Origin of the sequence: Romboutsia weinsteinii (assembly GCF_002250835.2) — a bacterium.
Taxonomy (GTDB): Bacteria; Bacillota; Clostridia; order Peptostreptococcales; family Peptostreptococcaceae; genus Romboutsia_A; species Romboutsia_A weinsteinii.
Window position 1 is genome coordinate 1 of sequence record NZ_NOJY02000108.1, and the last position, 4156, is coordinate 4156.

The window sequence follows — 4156 nt, forward strand, 5'->3', positions numbered from 1 at the left end:
GGATCTATATAGTTCTCTAATGCTCCCAATCCATTATTATGAGGATCTTTTGATCCATCTATATACACATTAGCATTATTTACACTACTTGTAACTCCAGATCTAGTGATAGTAATTTCTTTTGAATTTATTTCAAATATTTCTTTTGGGGTAGTTTTTATTTCTGTAGTTATTTTTGGATATGATATATTGATATGTTCAGAGTTGTTATGTACTTCTATTCTATAAAATACTTTATCGCCTAATGATACTTTTTCATCATTTAATAAATATACATTTTCATTATTATCATTTTTTATATATGGGATACATTTAATCTCTAAATTAGGCCTTTCAACTAAAAATACGTCTAGCTTAGATATCCCTCCACTAGATGTACTTAATTGACCAACCAATATTTCTATAGTATTCACTGCTTCACTATTATTTTTATTTATGTATTTGTATATATCTCCATTTACGATTTTTGAATCTTTTAGATAAGTATTTAGATGTACATGGTATGAGTCAGTATGTGAACTTAAAGAGTCGTGATATTCTTTATTGCAGTAATTTTCATTCATAAGGTTTTCTGATGTGTAGTTCATTGTTTGATATGTTTGTGTAATATTATCTATTGTTAACCCTCTATTTGATTGTGAAGCATAATTAATTGGCGTCATATTACCATTTACAAATACATTTACTATGTTTTTAAATGGCAGTACTGGTTCAAATCCATTTGGTGTGTCAATGCCTAATATGATATTTATCTCTTTATTCTTTAATGAGTTTAGTTCTTCTTTTTCTAAAGTAAAATTACCTCTTAGTAACCTCCATTCAGTGGCTGGATTCCCACCATTAGTATAGTTATGTATCCAACTATACATATTATTTTCATTAAATACTGTTTGATTAGGATCTAACCAACTATATAAGCTAGCTTTACTTATGTTATAGTTGTTATATTTATGTATATCTCCTATTCTTAATATCTTTCCCCCTTCAGTATATTCATTGCCTTCTATTAACTTAACGTCGTCCAAACCTCTTACTATTCTTTTTCCATTTAACTCTTGAATCAATCCATTAACTCCTTGAACTTTATCTTCTAAGCCATTTATATTTTCATTCATAAAATTTAGTTCTGAGTTTAATTTTTTTTCACTATCTACTTCATAAATCTCTTTAGTTCTTAACCAATCTTTTGTTTCTATCTTTTTGATACCTTCAGATATAACAAGGCTCTCTGATCTTATTGTAGAAGATATCACTGTTATTATAGTTATAATAATACACTGTAACAACTCTTTTTTCACACTACATCTCCTTTACAATTTTTTCTATATTAATATTTAAATTAATTGCCCAAATTAATTAATAATATTCAGATATTTTAAGTTTATTTATTAATAAACTTTTAATATAGAAAAATAGGCTATCTACATTGTAGATAGCCTATTTTTTAGTTATACAAATGGATTATAGAATCTAGATCCATTGACTTTAACCATAGTTATTGATATAACAAATACTAAAATTAGTATAGCTATAGATATATAATCTTCTTTTGTGAATCTTCTTATGCTGTACCAAGTACGCTTTTTATTATTACCAAAAGCTCTTAATTCCATAGCTAAACTTATCTTATCAATTCTTTCTAAACTTGAGAAAATTAATGGCATAAGAATAGCTATAGAGTTTTTAATCCTCTTACTTATTTTTTCTTTTTTAGATAAATCAATACCTCTTGACTGTTGCGCAAAAGCTATATCCTGATAATCTCTCTGTACATCAGGTATATATCTTAAGGCAATTGATACTGTGTATGATGCCTTATAATTTACACCAAGTCTATTTAAAGATGCTGCAAATTCACTCGGTTCAGTCGTAAGTATAAATAATAACGCCATGGGAATAGTAGCAAAGTACTTTAACATAACATTAAGTTCATAAAATAACTGTTCCCAAGTCAAACTATATGGTCCTACCAAATGGAATATTTCATGCCTACTTCCATATATAGATACGCCTTCTTCTGGCGAGAAAATAAATATTAATATTACATTTAAAAATAAGAAAATTAATATAAAATAAAGTATAAATGATATATCCTTAAATTCTATCTTAGATATTTTAAATGTAACAATTCCTATTATAAAAAGTCCTATTAAAACCCTAGTATCATAAGTAACCATTGCCGCTAACGTCCATAGTAGAAAACATATTAGCTTCGTTGCTCCAGTTAATCTATGAATAGGTGAATCTTTTTTTATATATGACAACATTTCTGTATTCATATTTTTCTAAATCTCCTGTCACAGTCTATAAATTTCTTCACAAACTCTTTTGGTTCATCTATATCACATCTTACAGCTAATTCATATATGGATGTTTCCTTAAGATTTGCTTTTTCTATTACATCTTTATCAGTTAGTATATTTATAGCACTATCATCAGCTACTTTTTTACCTTCCGATAAAACAATTACCTTATCAGTATACTCCAGCATCAGGTGCATATCGTGAGTAATCATTATAATAGTAACACCTTGCTTGTTAAGACTTACTAAAAACTCCATTATTTCAGAATAATGCTTAAAATCTTGCCCAGCTGTAGGTTCATCTAGTATTATAACTTTTGGGTTTAACACTAGTATTGACGCTATTGTAACTCTTTTCTTTTGACCAAAACTTAATGCTGATATCGGCCAATTTCTATATCCATATAACCCACATACCTTTAATGCGTTATATACTTTTTCTTTAATTTCATCATCACTAAATCCTCTTATTTTAAGACCAAAAGCTACTTCATCAAATATCATAGTATTAGATATCATTTGATTTGGGTTTTGCATTACAAATCCTATTTTTTCACAACGCTCTTTTATAGTATCATTCGCAATGTCTCTTCCTTCAAATAATATTTTTCCATTAGTCGGCTTGTAAAATCCACACACTAACTTTGATATTGTAGATTTACCAGCTCCATTTCTACCTACTATACTTACCATTTCACCTTCATTGATTTTAAAAGAAATATCTTTCAGTACTTGCTTTTCTTCGTTGTAAGAAAAACTTATATCGTCTAATTCCAGTAAAACTTTATCATTACTCTTCTCTGTAGACTTAGCAATATTAGTACACCACCTTGATATACTATCTTTACATTTTTCTATATTAAGCTTATTAATATGCTCAAGATTTAAATCTTCACTTATTTCACATCCTGCATATTTAAGTGCAGTTATGTATAGAGGCTCTCTTATACCTACTTTATTTAATATATTTGACGAAAGAAGTTCGTTTGGAGTTACATCATCTAGTATTTCTCCATCATTCATAACGATTATTCTATCGATATTACAGTGAAGCACATCTTCTAATCTATGTTCTATTATAACCATTGTTTTGTTATCATTTTTTTGTATATTATCAATAAGTTCTATTGCATTCTTTCCAGTTGCAGGATCTAGACTTGCTAGTGGCTCATCAAATAAAAGGATTTTAACTTCATCTACAGTAGCTCCTGCAAGAGTTACTCTTTGCTTTTGTCCACCAGATAGCTTATATGGAGAAGATTCAAGTTCTTTATCAATATTAACTAATTTAGCTGATTTATTAACCTTAGCAATCATCTCCTGTTGTTCAACACAGTAGTTTTCTAACTTAAAAGCTATATCTTCTCCAACTGTAAGTCCAATAAACTGACTATCCGGATCTTGTAGTACTGTCCCTACAACCTTAGAAAGTTCAAATATATTCTTATTTAATGTATCTTCTCCATCTATTTTAAAATGCCCCGATGTTTTACCACTATAATAAAATGGTACTAATCCATTTATACAATGTGCTAATGTACTTTTTCCCGAACCAGAAGGACCAACCACAAGCACTTTCTCACCTTCATAGATATCTAAGTTTATATTTTTAAGTGTTGGCTCGGATTGTACTCTATACTGAAAGCTAAAATCTTTAAATTCTATTATCTTTCTCTTCATGGATATCTCCTTTTTAACTTTATTCTTCGACTCTTAGACTTCCGCTCTTAATCTTTGTCTTCGAGTAAGCTGATAATACTAACGTTCCAAGTATTCCTATAGTAATCATATTAGAAGTTCCACCTATAGCCCCTTGTAAAAATACTTTATTAGATGGCTCTGCATATATTACTA

The 4156-nt window shown here is 28.6% G+C and carries 3 protein-coding genes; all 3 read right to left on the reverse strand.

Annotation, left to right across the window (positions count from 1 at the left end):
• Positions 1-1298, reverse strand: a 1298-nt coding sequence (locus CHL78_RS19620; protein WP_147295863.1) for a hypothetical protein, incomplete at its 3' end; no start/stop codon positions are given.
• Between the two features lie 150 nt (positions 1299-1448).
• Positions 1449-2279, reverse strand: coding sequence for an energy-coupling factor transporter transmembrane component T family protein (locus CHL78_RS19625; protein ID WP_094368393.1), 831 nt, complete (start codon positions 2277-2279; stop codon positions 1449-1451).
• Positions 2276-3982 carry an ABC transporter ATP-binding protein gene (locus CHL78_RS19630; RefSeq protein ID WP_094368394.1) on the reverse strand — a complete coding sequence of 569 codons (1707 nt, stop codon included), beginning with the start codon at positions 3980-3982 and terminating at the stop codon, positions 2276-2278. Before CHL78_RS19630 ends, CHL78_RS19625 begins: the two co-directional genes overlap by 4 nt.
• Between the last annotated feature and the right edge of the window lie 174 nt (positions 3983-4156).

Bases quoted from the DNA above. Each gene is read 5' to 3' on its own strand.
- CHL78_RS19625 (WP_094368393.1), bottom strand. From the start codon at position 2,279: ATGAATACAGAAATGTTGTCATATATAAAAAAAGATTCACCTATTCAT.
- CHL78_RS19630 (WP_094368394.1), bottom strand. From the start codon at position 3,982: ATGAAGAGAAAGATAATAGAATTTAAAGATTTTAGCTTTCAGTATAGA.